The organism is Rhodococcus sp. 14-2470-1a (genome assembly GCF_002259425.1).
Classification (GTDB): domain Bacteria; phylum Actinomycetota; class Actinomycetes; order Mycobacteriales; family Mycobacteriaceae; genus Rhodococcoides; species Rhodococcoides fascians_E.
In genome coordinates this window covers 20399-40899 of sequence record NZ_NPFZ01000008.1, presented here as the reverse complement: position 1 = coordinate 40899, position 20501 = coordinate 20399, and the positions used below count along the sequence as shown (strand labels likewise).

The 20501-nt window shown below is 65.0% G+C and carries 19 protein-coding genes; 9 read left to right on the top strand and 10 right to left on the bottom strand.

Annotated features, from left to right (window positions below; translation table 11 throughout):
• Nucleotides 1-127: 127 nt before the first annotated feature.
• Nucleotides 128-1699, top strand: a complete 1572-nt coding sequence (locus tag CH292_RS04350) for an MFS transporter (RefSeq protein WP_094654051.1) — start codon at nt 128-130, stop codon at nt 1697-1699.
• Nucleotides 1700-1740: 41 nt separating this feature from the next.
• Nucleotides 1741-3873 carry a thiamine pyrophosphate-dependent enzyme gene (locus tag CH292_RS04345; RefSeq protein WP_094654050.1) on the top strand — a complete coding sequence of 711 codons (2133 nt, stop codon included), beginning with the start codon at nt 1741-1743 and terminating at the stop codon, nt 3871-3873.
• On the opposite strand, the gene CH292_RS04340 is transcribed toward CH292_RS04345, so the two are convergent.
• Genes CH292_RS04340 through CH292_RS04320 form a run of 5 tightly spaced genes read right to left on the bottom strand, consistent with a single transcriptional unit; the run spans nt 3870 to nt 6647 of the window.
• Nucleotides 3870-4322 carry a GNAT family N-acetyltransferase gene (locus CH292_RS04340; protein WP_019663700.1) on the bottom strand — a complete coding sequence of 151 codons (453 nt, stop codon included), beginning with the start codon at nt 4320-4322 and terminating at the stop codon, nt 3870-3872. The genes CH292_RS04345 and CH292_RS04340 overlap by 4 nt on opposite strands.
• A complete protein-coding gene (locus tag CH292_RS04335; protein WP_094654049.1) occupies nt 4319-5002 on the bottom strand; it encodes a TetR/AcrR family transcriptional regulator in 684 nt (227 codons plus the stop codon). The genes CH292_RS04340 and CH292_RS04335 overlap by 4 nt, the downstream gene beginning before the upstream one ends.
• Before the next feature lie 20 nt (nt 5003-5022).
• A complete protein-coding gene (locus CH292_RS04330; protein ID WP_019663698.1) occupies nt 5023-5208 on the bottom strand; it encodes a rubredoxin in 186 nt (61 codons plus the stop codon).
• Between the two features lie 3 nt (nt 5209-5211).
• Complete coding sequence (locus CH292_RS04325) at nt 5212-5379, bottom strand: rubredoxin (protein ID WP_019663697.1); 168 nt, start codon at nt 5377-5379, stop codon at nt 5212-5214.
• Entirely contained in the window at nt 5379-6647 is a 1269-nt protein-coding gene (locus tag CH292_RS04320; RefSeq protein WP_033189250.1) for an alkane 1-monooxygenase, read from the bottom strand. Before CH292_RS04320 ends, CH292_RS04325 begins: the two co-directional genes overlap by 1 nt.
• 301 nt (nt 6648-6948) lie before the next feature.
• Here CH292_RS04320 and CH292_RS04315 point away from each other — a divergent pair, with 301 nt between their 5' ends.
• A complete protein-coding gene (locus tag CH292_RS04315) occupies nt 6949-9126 on the top strand; it encodes a glutamine synthetase III (protein WP_094654048.1) in 2178 nt (725 codons plus the stop codon).
• Nucleotides 9127-9223: 97 nt separating this feature from the next.
• On the opposite strand, the gene CH292_RS04310 is transcribed toward CH292_RS04315, so the two are convergent.
• From CH292_RS04310 to CH292_RS04300, 3 genes are read right to left on the bottom strand one after another with little or no spacing between them, the layout of a single operon-like run.
• Nucleotides 9224-10729: a tripartite tricarboxylate transporter permease gene (locus CH292_RS04310; RefSeq protein ID WP_019663694.1), complete on the bottom strand. Its 1506-nt coding sequence runs from the start codon at nt 10727-10729 to the stop codon at nt 9224-9226.
• Nucleotides 10730-10745: 16 nt separating this feature from the next.
• Nucleotides 10746-11276: a tripartite tricarboxylate transporter TctB family protein gene (locus CH292_RS04305; RefSeq protein WP_019663693.1), complete on the bottom strand. Its 531-nt coding sequence runs from the start codon at nt 11274-11276 to the stop codon at nt 10746-10748.
• Complete coding sequence (locus tag CH292_RS04300; protein WP_094654047.1) at nt 11273-12262, bottom strand: tripartite tricarboxylate transporter substrate binding protein; 990 nt, start codon at nt 12260-12262, stop codon at nt 11273-11275. The genes CH292_RS04305 and CH292_RS04300 overlap by 4 nt, the downstream gene beginning before the upstream one ends.
• 106 nt (nt 12263-12368) lie before the next feature.
• On the opposite strand from CH292_RS04300, the gene CH292_RS04295 reads away from it, so the two are divergent.
• The 3 genes from CH292_RS04295 to CH292_RS04285 all read left to right on the top strand — a co-directional run bounded on the left by CH292_RS04295 (nt 12369) and on the right by CH292_RS04285 (nt 15399).
• On the top strand, nt 12369-12788 hold the full coding sequence (locus tag CH292_RS04295) for a universal stress protein (RefSeq protein ID WP_019663691.1): 420 nt from the start codon (nt 12369-12371) through the stop codon (nt 12786-12788).
• A gap of 188 nt (nt 12789-12976) precedes the next feature.
• Nucleotides 12977-14380 (top strand): hemolysin family protein, encoded by a 1404-nt coding sequence (locus CH292_RS04290; protein ID WP_094654046.1) that lies wholly within the window; start codon nt 12977-12979, stop codon nt 14378-14380.
• Entirely contained in the window at nt 14377-15399 is a 1023-nt protein-coding gene (locus tag CH292_RS04285) for a hemolysin family protein (RefSeq protein ID WP_026347541.1), read from the top strand. The genes CH292_RS04290 and CH292_RS04285 overlap by 4 nt, the downstream gene beginning before the upstream one ends.
• A 357-nt stretch (nt 15400-15756) precedes the next feature.
• On the opposite strand, the gene CH292_RS04280 is transcribed toward CH292_RS04285, so the two are convergent.
• Nucleotides 15757-16245 (bottom strand): MarR family winged helix-turn-helix transcriptional regulator, encoded by a 489-nt coding sequence (locus tag CH292_RS04280; RefSeq protein WP_020111867.1) that lies wholly within the window; start codon nt 16243-16245, stop codon nt 15757-15759.
• Between the two features lie 93 nt (nt 16246-16338).
• On the opposite strand from CH292_RS04280, the gene CH292_RS04275 reads away from it, so the two are divergent.
• Genes CH292_RS04275 through CH292_RS04265 form a run of 3 tightly spaced genes read left to right on the top strand, consistent with a single transcriptional unit; the run spans nt 16339 to nt 19521 of the window.
• Nucleotides 16339-17448 carry an AbrB family transcriptional regulator gene (locus CH292_RS04275; RefSeq protein ID WP_026347539.1) on the top strand — a complete coding sequence of 370 codons (1110 nt, stop codon included), beginning with the start codon at nt 16339-16341 and terminating at the stop codon, nt 17446-17448.
• A 53-nt stretch (nt 17449-17501) separates the two neighbouring features.
• Entirely contained in the window at nt 17502-18971 is a 1470-nt protein-coding gene (locus CH292_RS04270; protein ID WP_256977912.1) for an MFS transporter, read from the top strand.
• Complete coding sequence (locus CH292_RS04265) at nt 18961-19521, top strand: TetR/AcrR family transcriptional regulator (protein WP_026347538.1); 561 nt, start codon at nt 18961-18963, stop codon at nt 19519-19521. Before CH292_RS04270 ends, CH292_RS04265 begins: the two co-directional genes overlap by 11 nt.
• A gap of 18 nt (nt 19522-19539) precedes the next feature.
• On the opposite strand, the gene CH292_RS04260 is transcribed toward CH292_RS04265, so the two are convergent.
• Nucleotides 19540-20475: an iron-siderophore ABC transporter substrate-binding protein gene (locus CH292_RS04260; protein ID WP_094628360.1), complete on the bottom strand. Its 936-nt coding sequence runs from the start codon at nt 20473-20475 to the stop codon at nt 19540-19542.
• Nucleotides 20476-20501: the final 26 nt, after the last annotated feature.

Genomic DNA, 20501 nt, shown 5'->3' with positions numbered 1-20501 from the left:
CTTCCGATGGTCGCTATGTAGCGCGTCATAGCCGAGGCACGTTCGGTAGCCCGCGGCATGACCAGTCGGGAAGGATCCGCCCGTGGTTCGAACATCTCAGCACCGATCGCTCGCATCCCCTGTTTCGATGTCGACAGCCAGGCAACGCTGGATCGCGCTTGTCGTCATCTGTACCGCCGAACTGCTCGTCGTACTCGACAACACCGTCGTCAACGTCGCGCTCCCGTCGATGGGCCTGCAACTGAGGTCCAGCATCAGCGGCCTGCAATGGGTCGTCGACGCCTACACGCTGACCTTCGCCGGACTCCTGCTCGCGTTCGGCCATCTGGGGGATCGCTACGGGCGGAAGAAAGTCATGATCGTCGGCCTCGCCGGAATCGCGGTGATGTCGATCGGCGGCGCGCTTGCAGCGAACCTCGGGCAGGTGATCGCGGCCCGCGCGCTGATGGGAATCTGTGCCGCAGCCGTGTTTCCGGCAACCCTCGCGCTGATCATCAACATCTTCTCCGACGCCAGGGAACGCGCACTCGCCATCGCTGCGTGGACCGCGATGGCAGGTTTCGCCATCGCGATCGGACCCACCGCGGGAGGCTTTCTGCTGGAACACTTCTCGTGGCACTCCGTGTTCTGGATCAACGTGCCCGTGGCCGCGGTGGTGCTGGCTGCGGCATGGAGATTCGTGCCGGAGTCCAAGGCGTCGCACATCGGTCGGTTCGATCCGGTCGGCATCGCTCTGTCCCTGGTCGGCATCACCGTACTGGTGTGGGCCATCATCGAAGCCCCGCATCAGGGTTGGTTGTCCGGAATCAGTGTTGCGGCCTACCTGCTCGGTGTCGTCTGCCTCGCGGTCTTCGTGTGGTGGGAACTACGCACCCCCTCGCCCGTACTCGACATGGCGCTGTTCCGGATCCGCCGATTCTCGCTGCCTGCCTTGGCCATCGCCGTCGCCTACTTCTCGATGTTCGGGTTCCTGTTCATGATCACCCAGTACTTCCAGGGTGTGATGGAACTCAGCCCACTCCAATTCGGCATCCACTCGCTACCGTTCGCGGTGTCCATCGCTATCGGCGCACCACTGGCCACCTTGATCGCACAGCGCGTCGGTACCACGGCGGTGATCGTCTTCGGACTCGTCGTGATGAGCGTCGGCATGTTCATCGCGGGACAGGTGAAGGTCGAAACCCCCTACCTCGGACCGGTGTTGATCTCGATGGTGCTGATGGGATTGGGACTGGCCATCGTTCAGGGGCCGGCAACGGAATCCATCATGTCCTCGGTCTCGCTCGACGAGGCAGGGGCAGGCTCGGCCGTCAACGACACCACCCGCGAAGTCGGCGGAACGCTCGGAGTCGCGGTGCTGGGGTCGATCGTCGCGTCCATCTACACCACGAAGGTGGGACCTCGAATCGACGCGATCCCCGACGCCCTCATGGAGCCCTACCAGAAGGCGTTCGCCCGGGAGACCGTCGTCAGCGTCATCGAGATCGTCAAGGCGCCGACCAATTCCGTCTTCGCCGCGCAGAAGGCGGACTTGGTGTACGCGATGAAAGCCGCATCGCTGGAAGGTTTTCAGCTCGCGTCGTACGTCACCGTCGGGTCGGCACTGGCCTGCGCCCTCGCCGTGGCCGTGTTCCTCCCGTGGGCGCGTCAGTCCGGAACCGCTGTGCTCTTGGCCTGGCGAAACACCGACTCGCGCTGACTTCGCCCGCGTGCGGTGCCGCACGCGCATATCCTGACCGCATGGCCGAGCCGATCGACGAGTATTTCCTGCAGTCGATCCGAGCTGCGGGAGCAAGCCGAGAAGAACTCGGGCCGACTCTCACCCCGACGAGAGCACTGGAGTTGTTCGACGCTCAACTCGGCAGCCGCCACCTCGACCTGGCGGCACGATGGTTGCGGTTCCACGGCACGGGCTTCTACACGATCGGATCGTCCGGGCACGAGTTCAACGCGGCCGTCGCCGGTGCATTCCGGCCGACGGACCCGGCTCTTCTGCACTATCGGTCCGGCGCGTTCTTCCTGGAACGCGCCAGACAGGTAGGGGGAAGCGATCCCATTCGCGACGTCCTGCTCGGGGTCGTCGCCGCCACCGAGGACCCCATCTCCGGTGGCAGGCACAAGGTGTTCGGACGAGCTGACCTCGCGGTCCTCCCGCAGACCTCGACCATCGCATCGCATCTGCCGCGCGCGGTGGGAGTCGCGTTCTCCGTGGCGCGGGCCCGCAAGCTCGGGGCGGACTCCCCGTGGCCGTCCGACGCGGTGACCGTGTGCAGCTTCGGTGACGCATCCGCCGGGCACTCCACCGCGGTAGGGGCGATCAACTCCGCGATCAACACTGCGTATCAGGGCGTTCCGATGCCGCTGCTGTTCGTCTGCGAGGACAACGGAATCGGTATCAGCGTGCGCACCCCCGCGGGCTGGATCGCGTCGAACTTCTCCACCAGAGCGGGCCTGGAATACTTTCACGCGGACGGCCGAGACCTCGAGGCCGTCCACGCCGCGTCGATCGCGGCCGCGACCTGGGTTCGAACACGGCGTCGTCCGGCCTTCCTGCACATCGAGTCGGTCCGGTTGATGGGCCACGCAGGATCCGACGTGGAGTCGTCCTATCGGTCGGCTGCGGAGATCACCGCCGATCTCGCCCGCGATCCCGTTCTCTGCACTGCACGGCACCTCGTCGACGCGGGCGTGATCGGTGTCGACGACGTGGTGGAGCTCTACGAGAACAAGCGCGCACACGTGCTGCGTGTGGCGCGGGACGTAGCCGAGCTACCGCAGTTGAACAGCGCGGCAGCAGTCATGGAACCGCTGAGGCGGGTAGCCGACACGGCCAAGGAATCGACCGGGGAAGGCGGCCTGGAGTTACCGGCGGGCACCACCCTGGCGAAGGCCGTGAACGCTGCGCTGCAGCACATTCTGTCCACCCGTCCCCAATCGATCCTGTTCGGCGAGGACGTGGCGCGCAAAGGTGGAGTGTACGGCGTCACCCGAGGTCTGCAGGCGCACGCCGGAGCGGCCCGGGTGTTCGACACCGTGCTCGACGAACAGACGATCCTCGGGCTGGCCCTGGGAGCCGGAGTGTCCGGTCTGCTCCCGATCGCCGAGATTCAGTACCTCGCCTACCTGCACAATGCGGCAGACCAACTTCGCGGGGAAGCGGCGACCCTGCAGTTCTTCTCGAACGGACAGTATCGAAATCCGATGATCGTCCGGATCGCGGGATACGGCTACCAGAAGGGCTTCGGCGGGCACTTCCACAACGACAACGCTGTCGCCGCCCTGCGCGACATTCCCGGCATGATCATCGCCTCGCCGTCGATGCCGGACGACGCAGCCGCCATGCTTCTCGCCTGCGCCCACGCTGCCGTGGAACACGGCGCCGTGTGCGTCGTCTTGGAACCCATTGCGCTGTACCACACCAGGGATCTGTACCTGGACGGCGACGGACTGTGGCTTGCCGGGGGAGCAGTGTCGCCTGCCTCGATCGGACGCGCTCGAATCCACGGCGACGGAGTCGATCTCACCATCGTCACCTTCGGCAACGGCGTCAGGATGAGCCTGCGGGTCGCGCGGGCACTCGCCGACGACGGCGTGGGCGTGCGCGTAGTCGACATCCGGTGGATCGCACCACTTCCGTTGGCGGACATCGTCGAACATGCAGAGGCCACCGGCCGCGTGCTGGTGGTGGACGAGACGCGGAAGTCCGGTGGTGTGAGCGAAGGTATCGTCACCGCAGTGGTCGACGCCGGATACTCGGGCAAGGTGCGACGCGTCTGCAGCGAGGACAGTTTCATCCCACTGGGCGATGCAGCACTGCACGTCCTGCTCTCCGAAGCCACCGTCCTCGAAGCAGCACGGCAGATGACCGCCTAATCGCCCTTCCTGGTCATGGGAAGGTGGGGGATCCCGTCCTCGTCGTAGTTCTCACCGCTGCGAACGAAACCGAACCGGCCGTACCACTGCTCCAGTTGAGCCTGTGCGCCGATGACGATGGTGTCACCGTGTGCGTGATCGATTGCCGCGCGCAGCAATTCGGCACTCAGGCCACGGCCGCGAGCGTCCACCGCCGTACACACCCGTCCGATTCTGGTTTCCCCGTCGGTGTACAGCAATCGCAGCGTGGACACGATCCGTCCGTTGTCCGTGTGCCAGAAATGCACCGTCGACGGATCCTCGTCGGCGCCGTCGAGCTCCGGGTACGCGCAGTTCTGCTCGACGACGAACACGTCGACCCGCAATTTGCACAGAGCGTAGACCTGGTGACCGGACAGCTCGGCGAAGTGCGCGCGGTGTAGCTCGCTCATGCGGTGTGCCTCGCTCATGCGGTGCCCTTGATTGCGTCGACGAACGGAGTGAGCAGCGACGCCAGGTCCGCAGCCACGTCGGACGAGTTCTCCGGCGGCATCGAGATGTAACTGAGCGCCAGCCGAACCACGGTGCGCCCCAGCACGTCTGCGTTGTGCGCCGACGCGCGAAGCCAACTACGCTCGAACGTCGACGCCAGCCGCAGCGACGCATGCTCGATCAGGGCACCGCTCTCGGTGGTGACCAGCCGCAGCAGGTCCGGCGGAGGATCGTCCGTCAGCATCGACAGCACCAGCGGGTCCGATGCACTGCGACCGAAGAACTCGGTGAACGCGACGTAGAGGGTGCGCAGACTGTCACCCTCGTTGGCATACACCGCATCGTCCACCGCCGAGACGAACGAATCCGTCAACCGCAGTGCGTACCCCTGTGCCAACCCTTTACGGGTACCGAACTCCTTGTACAGCGTCTGCCGCGAGATGCCCGCAGCCTTGGCGACGTCCGCCATGTTGACCGTCGACCACGTGCGCTCGAGCAGGAGATCGTGCAGCCCGTCGAGAATCGTCGTCCGCATCGGACTCGACACGGCACCCTTGAAGGGTGCGTGCTTGATCGGTGCGTCCTTGATCGGTGCGTGCTTGATCGGTGCGTCCTGATAGAGGCTCGGGTCGACCGGTTGCGTTGACACGACCCCCACTCTATCGGGCGCCCCGAGAGTCATGGCCTGCTGATCTCGACCATGAAGAAGTCGGCCTTCGCAGCGCCGCAATCCGGGCAGCTCCAATCCTCGGGGATGTCCTCCCACCGAGTGCCCGGCTCGATCCCGTCCTCCGGCCAGCCCAGTTCCTCGTCGTACTCGAAACCGCACTGAATGCACTGGTAGAGCTTGAAATCCGTGGCCATCTCTCATCCTGCTTTCTGTTCGAAGTCGATCTTCTCCCGGACACCGCAATCCGGGCACGGCCAATCGTCGGCGATCTCGGACCACGGCGTTCCTGCCGGGAAACCTTCACGCGGCGCCCCGGCGGCCTCGTCGTAGACGTAGTTGCACACCGGGCACTCGTACGCCGTCATCACTTCGCGTCCTTCGGTGCATCCGTAGCTGCATCCGATCGGCTACCGGACCGGGCGCCGTGGCGTGCGAGGATCTTCGCGCGCTTGCTCGGCTCGATGTTGACCGCGGTGATGTCACCGCGGTAGTGCTCGAGAACCCTGTGGTCCATCACCTTTCGCCAGATCGGCGGGAAGTAGGCGACGGTGATCATGCTGGCGTACCCGCTGGGAAGGTTGGGTGCACCTTCCATGCTGCGCAGGGTCTGGTATCGCCTGGTGGGGTTGGCGTGGTGATCGCTGTGGCGCTGCAGGTGGTACAGGAAGATGTTGGTGACGATGTGGTCGGAGTTCCAGCTGTGGGCAGGTGCGCACCGCTCGTAGCGTCCTGACTTGGTGGTCGCCCGCAGCAATCCGTAGTGCTCGAGGTAGTTCACCGTCTCGAGCAGCGAGAACCCGTACACCGCCTGGATGAGAAGGAACGGCAGGATGCCGACACCGAACACTGCCGTCAGAACGCCGAACAGCACGACGGACATGAGCCAAGCGTTGAGTACGTCGTTGCGAATGTTCCACGTGGACTTGCCCAGTCGCTGCATGCGCGTCTGCTCGAGCTTCCAGGACGATTTCAGACTGCCCCACACGCTGCGAGGCAGGAACCGCCAGAAGCTTTCGCCGAACTTCGAGCTGGCGGGATCCTCGGGGGTCGCGACGCGAACGTGGTGCCCACGATTGTGCTCGATGTAGAAGTGGCCGTAGAACGTCTGCGCCAGAGTGACTTTGGACAGCCAGCGCTCCAAGCTGTCCTTCTTGTGACCCATCTCGTGCGCGGTGTTGATTCCGACGCCGCCCATGACGCCGATGCTGATTGCCAACCCGATCTTCGAGGCCAGCCCGAGGCCACCGTCGATGCCGAGCCAGCTCAGGTTGTCCGCCGTCCACAGGTAGCAGGCGATCACCAGACTCGCGAGTTGGAACGGAATGTAGATGTAGGTGCAGTATCGGTAGTACTTGTCGTTCTCCAACGCTTCCATGACCTCGTCCGGCGGATTCTGGCCGTCGGGCCCGAAGAACAGGTCGAGGATCGGCAACAGCCCGTACACCAGAATCGGCCCGATCCACCACCAGATCGGTGAGACGGCATTCCAGCCGAGCTGGTTGAACGCCCACACCAGACCCAGCGCCATGAAGATCGCGGTCGGCGGCACCAGGCCGAACAGCCACAGATACCGCTTCTTGTCCCGCCACTCGTCGACCGGCGTATTCGACTGTGGACTCGTCTGGGTTGCCACGACTGAACTCCTCGTCTTCAGGCGATCGAGCCCTCTCGAACGCCTAGTGGTGTCGATCACTGTGCGGATGACAATACCGCGTAAATGTAAACCTGGATAGACAAAATTGAAAATTTGTCCATCGGGTTGTGACTCCATCCATATCCGAGCGTTGTGATCGGGTGCCGGTCCCGTTCGAGCGTCGACGTCGAATTGCAGTGGTCACAGCGGCGAAACATTGCCGCCACGGGAGCTTCGTAGTGTCGCCAGGTCGGACTCCGCGAAATCCAATTGCGGAGCGCACCTTGTCAAGGGGTAGCTCATGAGTGGAAATACCGTCCGCCTGCAGGCGATCAAGGACGTCGAGGCGTACGTCCCGCCTGCGGTCAGCTTCGTCGGGGAAGAGAAGCCCGGCGAGATCTTCGGCGAGAACGTCTTCAGCAAAGTGGTCATGCAGAAGCGCCTGCCCAAGTCGGTCTACAAGTCGGTCATCGCGACGATCGAGAAAGGCATGGCCCTCGATCCCATGGTCGCCGACGCCGTGGCGTCGGCGATGAAGGATTGGGCGCTCGAGAAAGGCGCCACCCACTACGCGCACGTCTTCTACCCCCTGACGGGATTGACGGCGGAGAAGCACGACAGCTTCTTCGACCCCGTCGGTGACGGCAGTGCGCTCGCCGAGTTCGCCGGCAAGACCCTCATCCAAGGCGAGCCCGACGCGTCGAGCTTCCCCAACGGCGGTCTGCGCAACACGTTCGAAGCCCGCGGCTACACGGGTTGGGACGTCACCAGCCCGGCGTACGTGCTCGAGAACCCGAACGGCAACACGCTGTGTATCCCCACGGTGTTCGTGTCCATGACCGGCGAGGCGCTCGACCACAAGACGCCGCTGCTCCGTTCGCAGCAGGCGATGGGTGGTCACGCCGAACGCATCCTGACGCTCTTCGGACACGAGGACATCGAGAACATCGTGTCCTTCTGCGGCCCGGAGCAGGAGTACTTCCTGGTCGACCGTCACTTCTTCCTCGCACGCCCGGACCTGCTCAACGCAGGCCGTACGCTGTTCGGCTCGAAGCCCCCCAAAGGGCAGGAATTCGACGATCACTACTTCGGCGCCATCCCGGAGCGTGTCCTCGGCTTCATGATGGACACCGAACGCGAGCTGTTCAAGCTCGGTATTCCAGCGAAGACACGGCACAACGAGGTCGCGCCGGGGCAGTTCGAGATCGCGCCGATGTTCGAGCGCGGCAACATCGCAGCGGACCACCAACAGCTGTTGATGACAACGTTCAAGACGATCGCCAAGAAGCACGGCATGGAATGCCTGTTCCACGAGAAGCCGTTCGACGGCGTCAACGGATCCGGCAAACACGTCAACTTCTCGCTCGGCAACTCCGAGCTCGGGTCACTGCTGGTGCCGGGAGACAACCCGCACGACAACGCCCAGTTCCTCGTCTTCTGCGCTGCGGTCATCCGAGCGGTGCACAAGTACGGCGGCCTGCTGCGCGCCTCGGTGGCGTCGGCGACCAACGATCACCGGCTCGGCGCCAACGAAGCCCCGCCGGCCATCATCTCGATCTTCCTCGGCGACCAGCTCGCCGACGTCTTCGATCAGATCGCCAAGGGCGCGGCGACGTCGTCGAAGGGCAAGGGAACCATGATGATCGGGGCCGACACGCTGCCGGTGCTCCCGACCGATCCGGGCGACCGCAACCGGACGAGCCCGTTCGCGTTCACCGGCAACAGGTTCGAGTTCCGCGCACCGGGCTCGATGCAGACGGTGAGCGGGCCGATGGTCACGATCAACACCATCATGGCCGAGTCGCTCGACTACATGGCCACCAACCTGGAAACCGCGGTTGCGAACGGCACCGAATTCGACACGGCCGTCCAGAATCTGCTCACCGAGATCATCACCGAGCACGGTGCCGTGGTGTTCAACGGTGACGGTTACTCCGACAACTGGCAGATCGAGGCCGAGTCCCGCGGGTTGCCGAACCTGCGTACGACGCTCGACGCCCTACCGGAACTCATCACCGCTTCCGCGATGGAGCTGTTCGAGAAGTACAACGTCTTCAACCACCGAGAGATGCACTCGCGGTACGAGATCGGCTTGGAGCAGTACGCACTGACGGTGTTCGTCGAAGCGCGCCTCACCGTCGAGATGGGCCGGACATCGGTGCTGCCCGCAGCCGTGCGGTACCAGACCGAGCTGGCACAGAACGTCGCAGCGCTGAAGGCTGCAGGCGTCGAAGCCGACACCGCCGAACTGCAGTCGGTGTCCGAGCCGCTGTCCGCGTTGCGTTCGGCTCTGGCGACTCTCGAGGCTGCACTGGACAGCGACCCCGGCGGCGACGCTCTCGCCGAGGCGACCCACGCGAAGGACGCTCTGCTTCCTGCCATGGCCGCAGTCCGGACAGCAGCGGACACTCTCGAGGGCATGGTGGCGGACGATCTCTGGCCGCTTCCGACCTACCAGGAAATGCTGTACATCCTCTGACTCACGTGAGCCCAATGTGAGTGGAAATGACAGTGCCATCGGGTCGCTCCGCAGGCTCCGCTCCTGTCCAGGGCCTGCATTTCCACTCACACAGGGGTCAGAAGTCGACCTTCGCCCGAGCGCGAATCTTGCTCACGATCGTGAAGACGATGGCCAGAGCCATCAGGGAGTACAGCACCACGGTGATGGCGCTGCCGACGAGAATGGTCGGATCGCCTTCGCTGACGGCGAGCGCGCGCCGTAGCGAATCCTCGGCGAGGGGTCCGAGGATCACCGCGATGAGGACCGGGGCCAGCGGAATACCGTAGCGGCGCATCATGAATCCGAGGATTCCGAGGCCGAGCATGAACATCAGATCGACGATGGACGCACTGGATGCGTAGACACCGAGGGCCGCGAACACCGAGATGCCTGCGTACAGGTAGTTCTTGGGGATCTTCAGCAGCTGCGCCCACAGCGGGGCGAACGGCAGGTTGAGGATCAGCAGCACGATCATCGCGAGGAACAAGCTGGCGATGAGGGCCCAGACGATGTCGCCGCTGCGTTCGAACAGCAACGGCCCCGGCTGCATTCCGTACTGCTGGAACGCCGCGAGAAGGATCGCCGCAGTGGCGGACGTCGGCAGCCCCAGAGCGAGCAGTGCGCCCATCGCGGTACCGGCCGTGGAGTTGCCCGCAGCTTCCGGCCCGGCGACGCCGCGGATAGCGCCCTTGCCGAACATCGGGTTCTTGCGCCGACGGTCGAGCCTGCGCTCGGTGCCGTACGCGAGGAAGCTCGGGACCTCGGCGCCGCCGGCGGGGATGACGCCGAACGGAACTCCGAATGCGGTGCCGCGCAGCCAGGCCGGCAGCGCCTCCCGGAACTCGGACTTGCTCAGCCACGGCCGACCGCCCGAGTTGATCAACGAATTGTCCTCGGGGCGGCCGATTCTCGATGCGATGTGAATGACCTCGCCGAGCGCGAGCATCGCGACGGTGATGACGACGATGTGGATGCCGTCGAACATCGCGGGTACGTCGAAGGTGAAGCGCGACGCCCCGGACGGCCCGTCGATGCCGATGACCGCCAAGGTCAGGCCGATCAACAGAGCCGTCAGACCCTTCAAGGCGGAATCCGATACCACCGCGGACGTCGCGATGAACGCGAACACCGCGAGAGCGAAGTATTCGGCGGGCCCGAAGTTGGTCGCCAGCGAGGCGAGGGTCGGGGCGAAGAACACGACGAGTGTCGTCGCGATCATGCCGCCGATGAACGACGCGATGGCCGAGGTCGCCAAAGCCTGGGGCGCACGACCGTTCTTGGCCATGCGATGGCCTTCGAAGGTGCCGGCGATGGCGGTGCTGTTGCCGGGGGTGTTCATGAGGATGCCGGAGATCGAATCGCCGAACAGTCCGCCGAAGTACACACCCGCGAACATGATGAGGGCAGCGGTGGGATCGAGGGTGAACGTCACCGGGAGCAGCAGGGCCACAGCCATGGCCGAACCGAGGCCGGGGAGGACACCGACAGCGGTGCCCAGGAGCGCGCCGACGAACACCCACACGAGGTTCATCGGCGTCAGCGCCGTGCCGAAGCCCTCGAAGAGATTGTTCAGTGAATCCATGAGAACGTCAGCTCCATCAGAAGATCTGGGCGAGAACGCCGCCGGGCAAGGTCAAGCCGAGGCCGGCGGAGAACGCCAACTGCACCGCCGAGGAGACCAGTAGCGCCACGGCCGCGTCGAACACGTAGCGACGTCCGCCGAGGCCGATCGACACACCCCAGAACAGCAGTGCACCGGCGAGGACCCAGCCGAGCGGGTTGAGCAACACGATGAACAGCGCGACCGATCCGACGGTGATCGCCAGGGTGCGCCAATTGCTGACCGTGCCGGTCAACGCGCGTCCGTCGTCGTCGACGCCCCGATCGATCTCGTCGGGCCTGACCAACAACTGAATGGTGACCAGTACGGCTACGACGAAGCAGCCTCCCGCCACGATGGAGGGGAACACCTGCGGCCCGGGGGACGTCGCGGTCGCCGGAACATCCATGGTGATCGTTCCGTAGACGAGGAAGATGCCGAGCGCGACGAGCAGCGCCGGAACGATCAGTCCGCTACGGCCGACCCAGAACGAGCGCGAGGTCTCGGATTTCGTAGTCGTGTCGGTCATACGAGTCCCAGCTCTCGGAGAATGTCGGTGATGCGGGCCTGTTCCACATCGAGGAACTCGGCGAATTCGTCCCCCGTCGAGAACGATTCCTTCCACCGATTACGTTCGACGGCCCCCTGCCACTGCTCCGTCTCGTGCATTTCGGTGGCGATCGCGATCAACGTGTCACGGTCCTCGTCCGAGATACCGGGTGGCGCGACGATGCCGCGCCAGTTCACCAGGTCGACGTTGTATCCGAGCTCGGTGAAGGTGTCGACGTCGATGCCGTCGACGGGTTCGGGTGCGGCGACCGCGAGTGCACGGACGTTGCCTGCCTCGATCTGGTCGCGGAAGTCGTTGTATCCGCTGACGGCGACCCCGACCGTGTTGGACAGCAGCGAGGTGAGGACTTCGCCGCCTCCGGAGTACGCGATGTAGTTGATCGCGGCGGGATCGATGTCGGCTTCCTGCGCGAGCTGGCCTGCCACGATGTGGTCGATGCCGCCGAGCGATCCGCCGCCGATGGGGAGGCCGCCGGGGTTGGCACGCCACGCCGCGATCATGTCCTCGAGATTCTGGTACGGCGATTCCTTCGGCACGACGAAGACCTCGAAGTCCTCGGCGAGCTTCGCGATGGGAACGGTGTCGGCCAGTGTCGTCTCGGAATTGTTGATCGCGATGCCGCCGAGCATGACGGTGCCGGTGATCATCACCGTCGTCGCCTGACCGGACAGATTGTCGAGCTGGCTGAGGCCGATCGTTCCGCCCGCACCCGGCACGTTGACCACCTGCGCGTTGTTGACGATGCCGTCGCTGCGCAGGGCTTGCTGCGCTTCGCGGGCGACGAGATCCCAGCCGCCACCCGCCGCGGCAGGCGCGATCATCGTGAGCTTGGACCTGGCGTCGGAGCCGCTTTCGCTGCGGCTCGCATCGATACCTGCGACGCTCACGGCAGCCACGACGGCGACGGCAAGAATCGACTTGGACAATGTGGGCGAGACCGCCATCAAAAACCTTTCGTGTGATGTGTCACAGCGACACAGTAGATACGCTTTGTCCGAATAGTCCAATCATTCGACGTGACCACAATGAGCACAATTCAGAGGAAGTGAAATGCCCATGTCTGTAGCGGTAGTGGCGAGCGATTCGCCCGAGGGTCGGGAGGCCCTCGTCCGGGCTGTGTCGGAAGCGAACCTCCGGGGCTTGGAGCTCGTCGCCCTGGCTGTCGTGGACACCAACTCCGTGTCCGAGGAGGACAGGGAAGCAACGACTCTCGCGACGGAGCAGATTCTCACCAGCCGCGGTGTCGCTGACGCGACCTTCTCGGTGCGCGTCGAACCGGACGGGGGAGATCCCGCCGGAGCGATCGTCGACCTGGTCGCCGACACCGGTGCCGAACTTCTCGTCATCGGGTCGAAGCGGCGCTCTGCCGTCGGGAAATTCTTGATGGGAAGCACCGTGCAGCGTGTGCTTCTGGACAGTCCGGTCCCGGTTCTCGTGGTGAAAGCACCCGAAGTCGAGCGAGCCCGCTAGAATCGGACATCACGGTCCGAAGCAACACCCGAAACCACGGTGTTGCAGCACCCGAAACCACGGTGTCGAACAAACCAGGGTCGTGCACTGCCCAACCCATCAAACAGAGGATTCATGGACAGCGATAAACCCGGGCCGGACACGGCCCCCCGCACTATTTCCACGACGTGCGAGGCGGTGTCCGGCGAATGAGCGTGATTCTCACTCTCTTGCTCGGCTTCCTCGTCGTATTCCTGATCACGGTCGGTACCGGCTACTTCGTGGCCCAGGAATTCGCGTACATGACGGTGGATCGCTCACGGCTGAAGGCTCGCGCCGAAGCCGGTGACGCGGGTGCCCGTCGAACTCTTCAGGTAACCAAACGCACGTCCTTCATGCTGTCCGGTGCCCAACTGGGAATCACCGTGACCGGACTGCTCGTCGGTTACGTCGCCGAACCCCTCATCGGTCAGTCGCTCGGCACCATCCTCGGCGGTGTCGGAATCCCGGCCGCCGTGGGAGTCGGCATCGGCGCAGTGCTCGCGCTGCTGTTCTCGACGTTCATTCAGATGCTGTTCGGCGAGCTGTTCCCCAAGAACTTCGCGATCGCTCGTCCCGAGCCGGTGGCCCGGTGGCTGTCGCTGTCGACCACCATCTATCTCAAGCTCTTCGGTTGGCTCATCACCATTTTCGATCACGCGTCGAACCTGTTGCTGAAGGCACTGAAGATCGAACCGGTACACGACGTCGAACATTCGGCCACCCCTCGGGACCTCGAGCACATCGTCGCCGAGTCCAAGGACTCCGGAGATCTGCCCGACGAGCTGTCGGATCTGCTCGATCGCATCCTCGACTTCCCGACCCGCACGGTGGAACACGCGATGATTCCTCGTTCGCGGGCGGCGACCGTCCGCGCAACGGACACTCTCGCCGAGGTCAAAACGCTGATGGGGCAGGAGCACTCCCGGTACCCCGTCCTCGACGACGACGACGGAATCGTCGGCGTCGTGCACCTGCAGGACATCCTGGCGGTGACCGATCGACCGGACGCTCAGGTGTCCGAGTTCGTCCGCCCCGCGTTGATCCTGCCCGAGGTTCAAGCCCTGCCCGACGCCGTCGTCGAGCTGCGCTCGTCGAAGAACCAACTCGCCTGCGTCATCGACGAATACGGCGGGCTGACGGGCGTCGTCACGATCGAGGATCTCGCCGAGGAACTCGTCGGCGAGATCACCGACGAGCACGACGAGGACGAAGTCGATCAGACCCCGATCGCGGGTGAGGACGGCTCCTGGACCATGGCGGGTGAGGTACACGTCGACGAGGTCGAGCGGTCGATCGACCACGACCTTCCGGACGGTGATTACGAGACCATCGCCGGTTTCGTCATCGCGCATCACGGTTCGCTGCCGACCGTCGGCACACGCATCGAGGTGGATCTGCCGGCCGAGTCGGAAGACCTCATCGCCGACGACGACGAACTCCCCGAGCGTTTCGTGTCCGTCGAGGTGCTCGAAATCGACAACTACGTCCCATCGTCCGTGCGCCTCGAACTGGGGCAGCGGGACAAGGTCGAGGCCGATTCGGCCGAGGCGGAAATGGATGATCACCGATGAGTAATCCCTGGGTAGTTCTCGTGGTCACCATCGGGCTCATCGCAGCCAGTGCGTTCTTCGTCGCGGTGGAGTTCGCGTTGCTGGCGGCCAAGCGTCACCGGCTCGAGGACGCAGCTCCGAACAGTAGGTCGGCGAGGGCCGCACTCCGTAGTTCGAGCGAGCTGACGGTTCTGCTGGCAGGCTCGCAGCTCGGAATCACGCTGTGCACGTTGGCGCTCGGTGCAACGACCAAGCCCGCGGTGCACTACGCACTGACTCCGATGTTCGAGTCCTGGGGCATCCCGTACTGGGTCGCCGACGTCGCGGGCTTCGTTCTCGCGTTGATCATCGTCACCTTCCTGCACCTCGTCGTCGGTGAGATGGCACCCAAGTCCTGGGCCATCGCTCACCCCGAGAAGTCGGCGACGATGCTGGCGCTGCCGATGCGCGGTTTCATGTTCCTGACCCGGCCCGTCATCGTCGCGATGAACGAAATGGCCAACTGGTTGCTCCGCAAGGTCGGCGTCGAGCCGGCGGCGCAGGTGGCGTCCGGCCAGAACCCGGACGACCTGAGGCAACTGGTGGAGCATTCGGTGAACGTCGGTGCGCTCGACGCCAGTTACTCGGTCCAGATCGCGGGTGCGCTCGAGTTGCAGAACCTGCAGGTCGGCGATCTCGTTCGCGCGCAGGGTGTCCCGATCTCGGTCCCGACGGACGCGACGGTCGAGGACGTGCGTGCGGTGGCCCTGGAATCCGGTCATCTGCGCATCCTGGTACGTGACGGTGACACGATCAGCGGTGTCGTGCACGTGCGTGACACCCTCGCCGGGGACGTGACGCTCGCCGAGGTCACTCGGCCGGTCTTCACGTTGGAGGCGTCGACGCCGGTCTATGTCGCTCTCGCGTCGATGCGTGAGACGAGCAGTCATCTCGCACTCGTCGTGAACAGCTCCGCGGACGGAGCCGATACGACGGTGGGCGTCGTGACGCTGTCGGACGTTCTCTCCCGTCTGCTGCCGACACCCGTACCGGCAGGCTAGCCGCAGGAAACACGAGGGCCGCACCGAGAATCACAGCCCGTCGGGTCGTTCCCGCAGGCTCCACTCCTGTGCGGCCCTCGTCGTGTGTGGTGCCACCGCAGTGATCAGGCTGGGGTGATCAGGCTGGGGCGATCAGGCGGGGTTGATCACCAGGAGGGTGGCCCAGTAGGTGGCGATATCGTGTCCGAGCTGGGGGAGCAGGGCGTCGTACAGCAGGTAGGACATGAGGGGCGAACTCCTTGTTCGTCGCTGCGCCGCACGCGGCGCACGGTGGCGGGCATCGACGTTCATGTTTCCCCACGCCGGGCCCGTGGTCAACGTGCGACGTGGAGCCCGCGGAACGTCCCCGAGATCCGGTCAGGGTTGTCGGACGAGTGGCTCGGGACTTCTGGCCAGTTTCCACAGGATCGGGGCGGCGAGGTGCAGGACATCGCGTTCCAGTTGGGTCAGTTCCTCGCTCATAGCGTCGGCGAGCCAACTGTCGCGCTGTTCGCGGTCCGCTGCGACGAGTTCGGTGCCGGAGTCGGTGATGCGAATCAGCAGGCGCCGACGGTCGCCGGGATCGGGGCTTCGGGTGATGAACCCTTCGGCCTCGAGTGCATTCAGGTTGCTGGTGAGGGATTGGATCCGCACGCCTTGCATCGCGGCGAGGTCGACGGGTGCGCTGGACCCTCCGCTGCGTTCCACGTCGCCGAGCACCTGCATCTGGCTCGGCGTGAGGTAGTGCCGGGGGCGTTGGCGTCGGAGCCTGCGTGTCAGGGCGAGCATCGCCTCGCGCAGCTCGGTCGCGTGCGGCGGACTCACCTCCGCGCCGGCAGGTTTGATGGCGGTGTTGTCGATGCTCATGCGTTCCGACCCCGTTCTTGGTAAGGGTGTACGTACCTTTAACAGCCTTCGAATCGATTATGTGCGTCCCAATGATAAGAGTAGGCTTAGCGTGTGCGAAAACTTGGGTACACGCTGCAGCGGGCTGTGAGGCTGTGGGTGGGCCTCGTACTCGCCACCGGGGTGGTGTGGGCGGTTCTGGCCGTGGCCAAGCTGTCGGCAGCACCGTTGTTCGCCTCGCTCGTCGTCGCGGCCGTGTTCGCGGTGAGGGGGTACGGGCCCAGTAAAGTGCCGAGGCCTGCGGGTATGGCAGCGCAGGGCATTCTGGCGGTCAGCATCGGATTCATGATCGACACGGAGACGCTGTCCGCGCTCGGGGCGAACTGGCTTCCGGCGCTTGCCGTATGTCTTGCCACGTTGATCGTCAGTGTCGGCGCCGGAGTGCTACTCGGCGCCCACCGCGACGTCGACGTGCTGACCGGCGCACTGTCGATGATCGCCGGGGGTGCTCAGGGCCTCGTCGCGATCGCCCGAGAACTCGGTGGTGACGAGCGGATCGTCGCCGTCGTGCAGTACGTCCGCGTCGGTCTGATCATCGTCACCATGCCGTTGGTTGCGACGCTCGTGTTCGGTGCCGGCTCGTCGGGCGGCGCGCTGGGTTCGGGTGACGGTAGCCCGCTCTACGTGGACCTTCTGGTGGTGCTCGGGTGCATCGTCGTCGGAATCGGGGGTGCCCGCCTGATCAGGTTGCCCGCGCCTGCCACGCTCGGGCCGCTGGTGGCGTCGGGCGCGCTGGAGTTGTCGGGGTGGATCGACTCGGTGTCCGCGCCGATGGTCCTGCTGCCGATCGCGTTCGTGCTGATCGGTTGGCAGGCGGGCCTCGCTTTCACCGGTGAGAGTGTGCGGGCGGTCGGCCGGGTGTTGCCGTGGGCGATCCTGCTCATCGTGATCCTCGGCGTCGTCTGCGCGCTGCTGGGCCTCCTGCTGTCCCACCTGACCGGGATCAGTCTGCTCGAGGGATACCTCGCGACGACGCCGGGTGGTCTGTCGGCGGTACTGGCCGTGTCCGCTGCCAGTGGCGCCAACGTCACGTTCGTGGCGGCGGTGCAGGTGATTCGGTTGGTCATAATGCTGTTCGCCGCGCCGTTCGGGGCCAAGGCGTACCTGGCGGTCAGGGCGCGGTCCGAGCGCAAGAAGCAGCGAGACGACGCCCTCGTGGGCTGACCGTCACTTCTGTCGATTGGGTGATGAAAGAGGAAGTCGCTTATCATCAGCCGATGACATCGACCGGTGACATACGCGATGCCCCAGTCGGTACGCGCAGCCGACTGCTCGTACCTGTCCTGATCGCGATCTGCACCATCGTGGCTGTCGTCAGCAGTGTCGGTGCACCGCTCATCCCGACGGTGGCCGAGACGTACGGCGTGTCCTTCACCGGAGCCCAGTGGTCGTTGACCATCACCATGCTCACCGGCGCCGTGACGGTTCCCGTACTCGGACGGCTCGGCGACGGGCCCAGGCGTCGGGAAGTGCTGATCGGTGCCCTGGCCGTGGTCCTGCTGGGATGCATCTTCGCGGCCGTCCCCGGTAACTTCGCCCTACTGATCGTCGGGCGTGGTCTACAGGGAATCGGGCTCGGCCTGATGCCTCTGGCCATGGCCATCGCCCGCGACCACCTGGACCCGCCGCGGGCCCGCTCGTGTGTCGCGGCACTGTCGGTGACCGCCGTCGCCGGTATCGGCCTCGGATATCCGTTGACCGGCGTCATCGCCCATGTCTGGGGATTTCACGCGTGCTTCGTCGTGGCCGCACTGGCGTCGGCGCTGGTTCTCGTGTCGGCCGTCGTCGTCGTACCGAGCAGCGGGCACCTGACGCGGCACCGGCTCGACGTGACGGGCGCCCTCGTGCTGGGCGCAGGCCTGACGTTCCTGCTCCTCGCGATCAGCCTCGGTGGGCAGTGGGGTTGGGGCTCACCGCTGCTCGTCGGTTCGTTCGCAGCCGCCGCCGGCACCCTCGCCCTGTGGGCTCGCCACGAACTGCGCACGCCGCACCCCATCGTCCAGCTTCGACTGCTGCGGAACCGGTCCGTACTCACCGCCGACGTCACCGGGCTGCTGGCAGGCATCGGCATGTTCGTGCTGTCCTCGACGGTCATCCGGCTGGTGCAGACCCCCACCGACACCGGGTACGGCCTCGGTCGATCGGCCATGGTCGCCGGACTCGTCCTGGTGCCGTTCTCGCTGGCCAGTGTCGCCGCCAACCGTCTGCTGCCCGCAGCGAGCAGGGTCCTGCCGAAGAACCTGATCATGCCCATCGGAGCACTGGCATTCGTCGCCGCGCTCGTCGTCTTCCTCGTCGGTCGATCGGAACTGTGGGTCGTGTTCGCGGTGATGGGCATCGCCGGTCTGGGTGTCGGTTTCACGTTCGCCGCCATGCCTGCGCTCATCGTCAGTGCCGTTCCACAGCACGAGACCGGCAGCGCCCTCGGCGTCAACCAGGTCACGCGCACGGTGGGCGGTGCCATCGGAAGTGCGGTCAGTGCAACGGTTCTGGCGGCGTACACGGTGCCGGACACCCTGTACCCGACGGCCGACGGATACGAGGCCATCATCGTCGTCGGAGCCGTCCTGTGGCTCGTCACGGCACTGTTGGCAACGGTGCTGCCCTACGCCCGTCGGCGAGCGTCTCGAACACCGAAGGCGAACGGCAGCCCACGCGGTGATCTCGAGGTACGTCATGGGATCTGAGGGGCGAAGCAGGAATTCGGCGCGTACCAGGGCGGATTTGCTGGCTGCCGCGGCCGAGCTCTTCGGGCAGAGGGGATTTCAGAAAACGACCCTGCGTGACATCGGCGATCGTGCAGGCGTCGACCCGGCGCTCGTTGCACGATACTTCGGCAACAAGGCGGCGCTGTACCTCGCGACCCTCCCCACCGACGACACAGGCCCGGACCTCGCCGACATCGCCGATCCGTCGCGCATCGAGGACACGATCAGGAGGGTCGCTCGCCTCGGACCCGGACCGGTTCTGCATGCCGTCGTAGGCAAGCACGACGACCCGGACGTGCAGGCGACCGCAGCCGAGCGGGTGGACAAACGACTGACGGTAGGGCTCGAGAACCGGCTGCGTGCAGCCGGTGCCGGTAATCCGCGGCTACGTGCACAGGTGGCGGTCGCGGCGCTCTCCGGCATCGCGCTCGGCCGGGCCGCCGGCACGCTCGACGAACTGGCGACCGCGGATCAGGACGACGTCGTCGCCCTGACCGCACGGATACTCGGATCCCTGCTCGAGCCGTGAATCACGTCCAGAGATGCTTCAGGACTCCAGTACGTCGAGCATCTTGTTCGCTTTCATGATGCTGCCGAACAGGTAGGCGTTGGACGGCAGGTACTCGATTCGTCCCTGAAGGAGGCCGAACAGCGGGTTGGACTTGACGGTGTCGAGGAACTGGCCGGGCTCGGCCGCAGCACCGTCGGTGACGACGAAGATGCGGTCGGCGTCGAGCAGATTCGTCTGCTCGAGGCTGACCTCGAAGAACGAATCCTCCGCTGTGCCGACGTCCTGGTACTCGGGCGAGCGGAAGCCGACTGCCTTCGGTGTGGTCCAGATGAACGAGCCCTCGTATCCCATGTAGTTCAACTTGTCCGAACGCACGCGGACGAAGCTGGCCGTGCCCGGGTCGGGACCGAGTTCCTGCCGCACCGCGTCGACGCGGGCCTCGTAGTCCGACAGCAGCGTGGCGGCCTCGTCCTGTTTGCCGAGGTGATCTCCGAGCAGCCGGAGGGTTTCCTGCCACTCGTTCGCGACATCCCCGACGGCGACGGTCGGGGCGATGCCGGAGACGTTGTCGTAGAACTCCCGCTGGGATTCGTCCTCACTGGTGACGATGATCAGGTCGGGGTTCGCGCCGATGACCTTCTCCACGTCTACGTTGGCCTCGGAATCGCCCACCGACGCGGCGTTCTCGGGAAGCTTCTCGGCGATGAAGTCCGGCCAGGTGCCGGTCGTCTTCGGAACGACCGTCGCGACGGGTTCGACGCCGAGAGCGAGGACCGACTCGAGCACGTTCCCGGCGTCGAGCACCACGACACGCTGCGGGTCCACCGGAATGTCCGTGGTGCCGTACAGGTGGGTCACGGTTCGAGTGTCGGCGGACGAGGTCTCGTCTTCTTGTGGAGAGCTGCACCCGGCCAGGACTGCCACGCACACGAGGGATGCCGCGAACGTACTTTTGTAGACAACATTAGGCATGGCTTAGAAACTAGAGAGTGACTCCA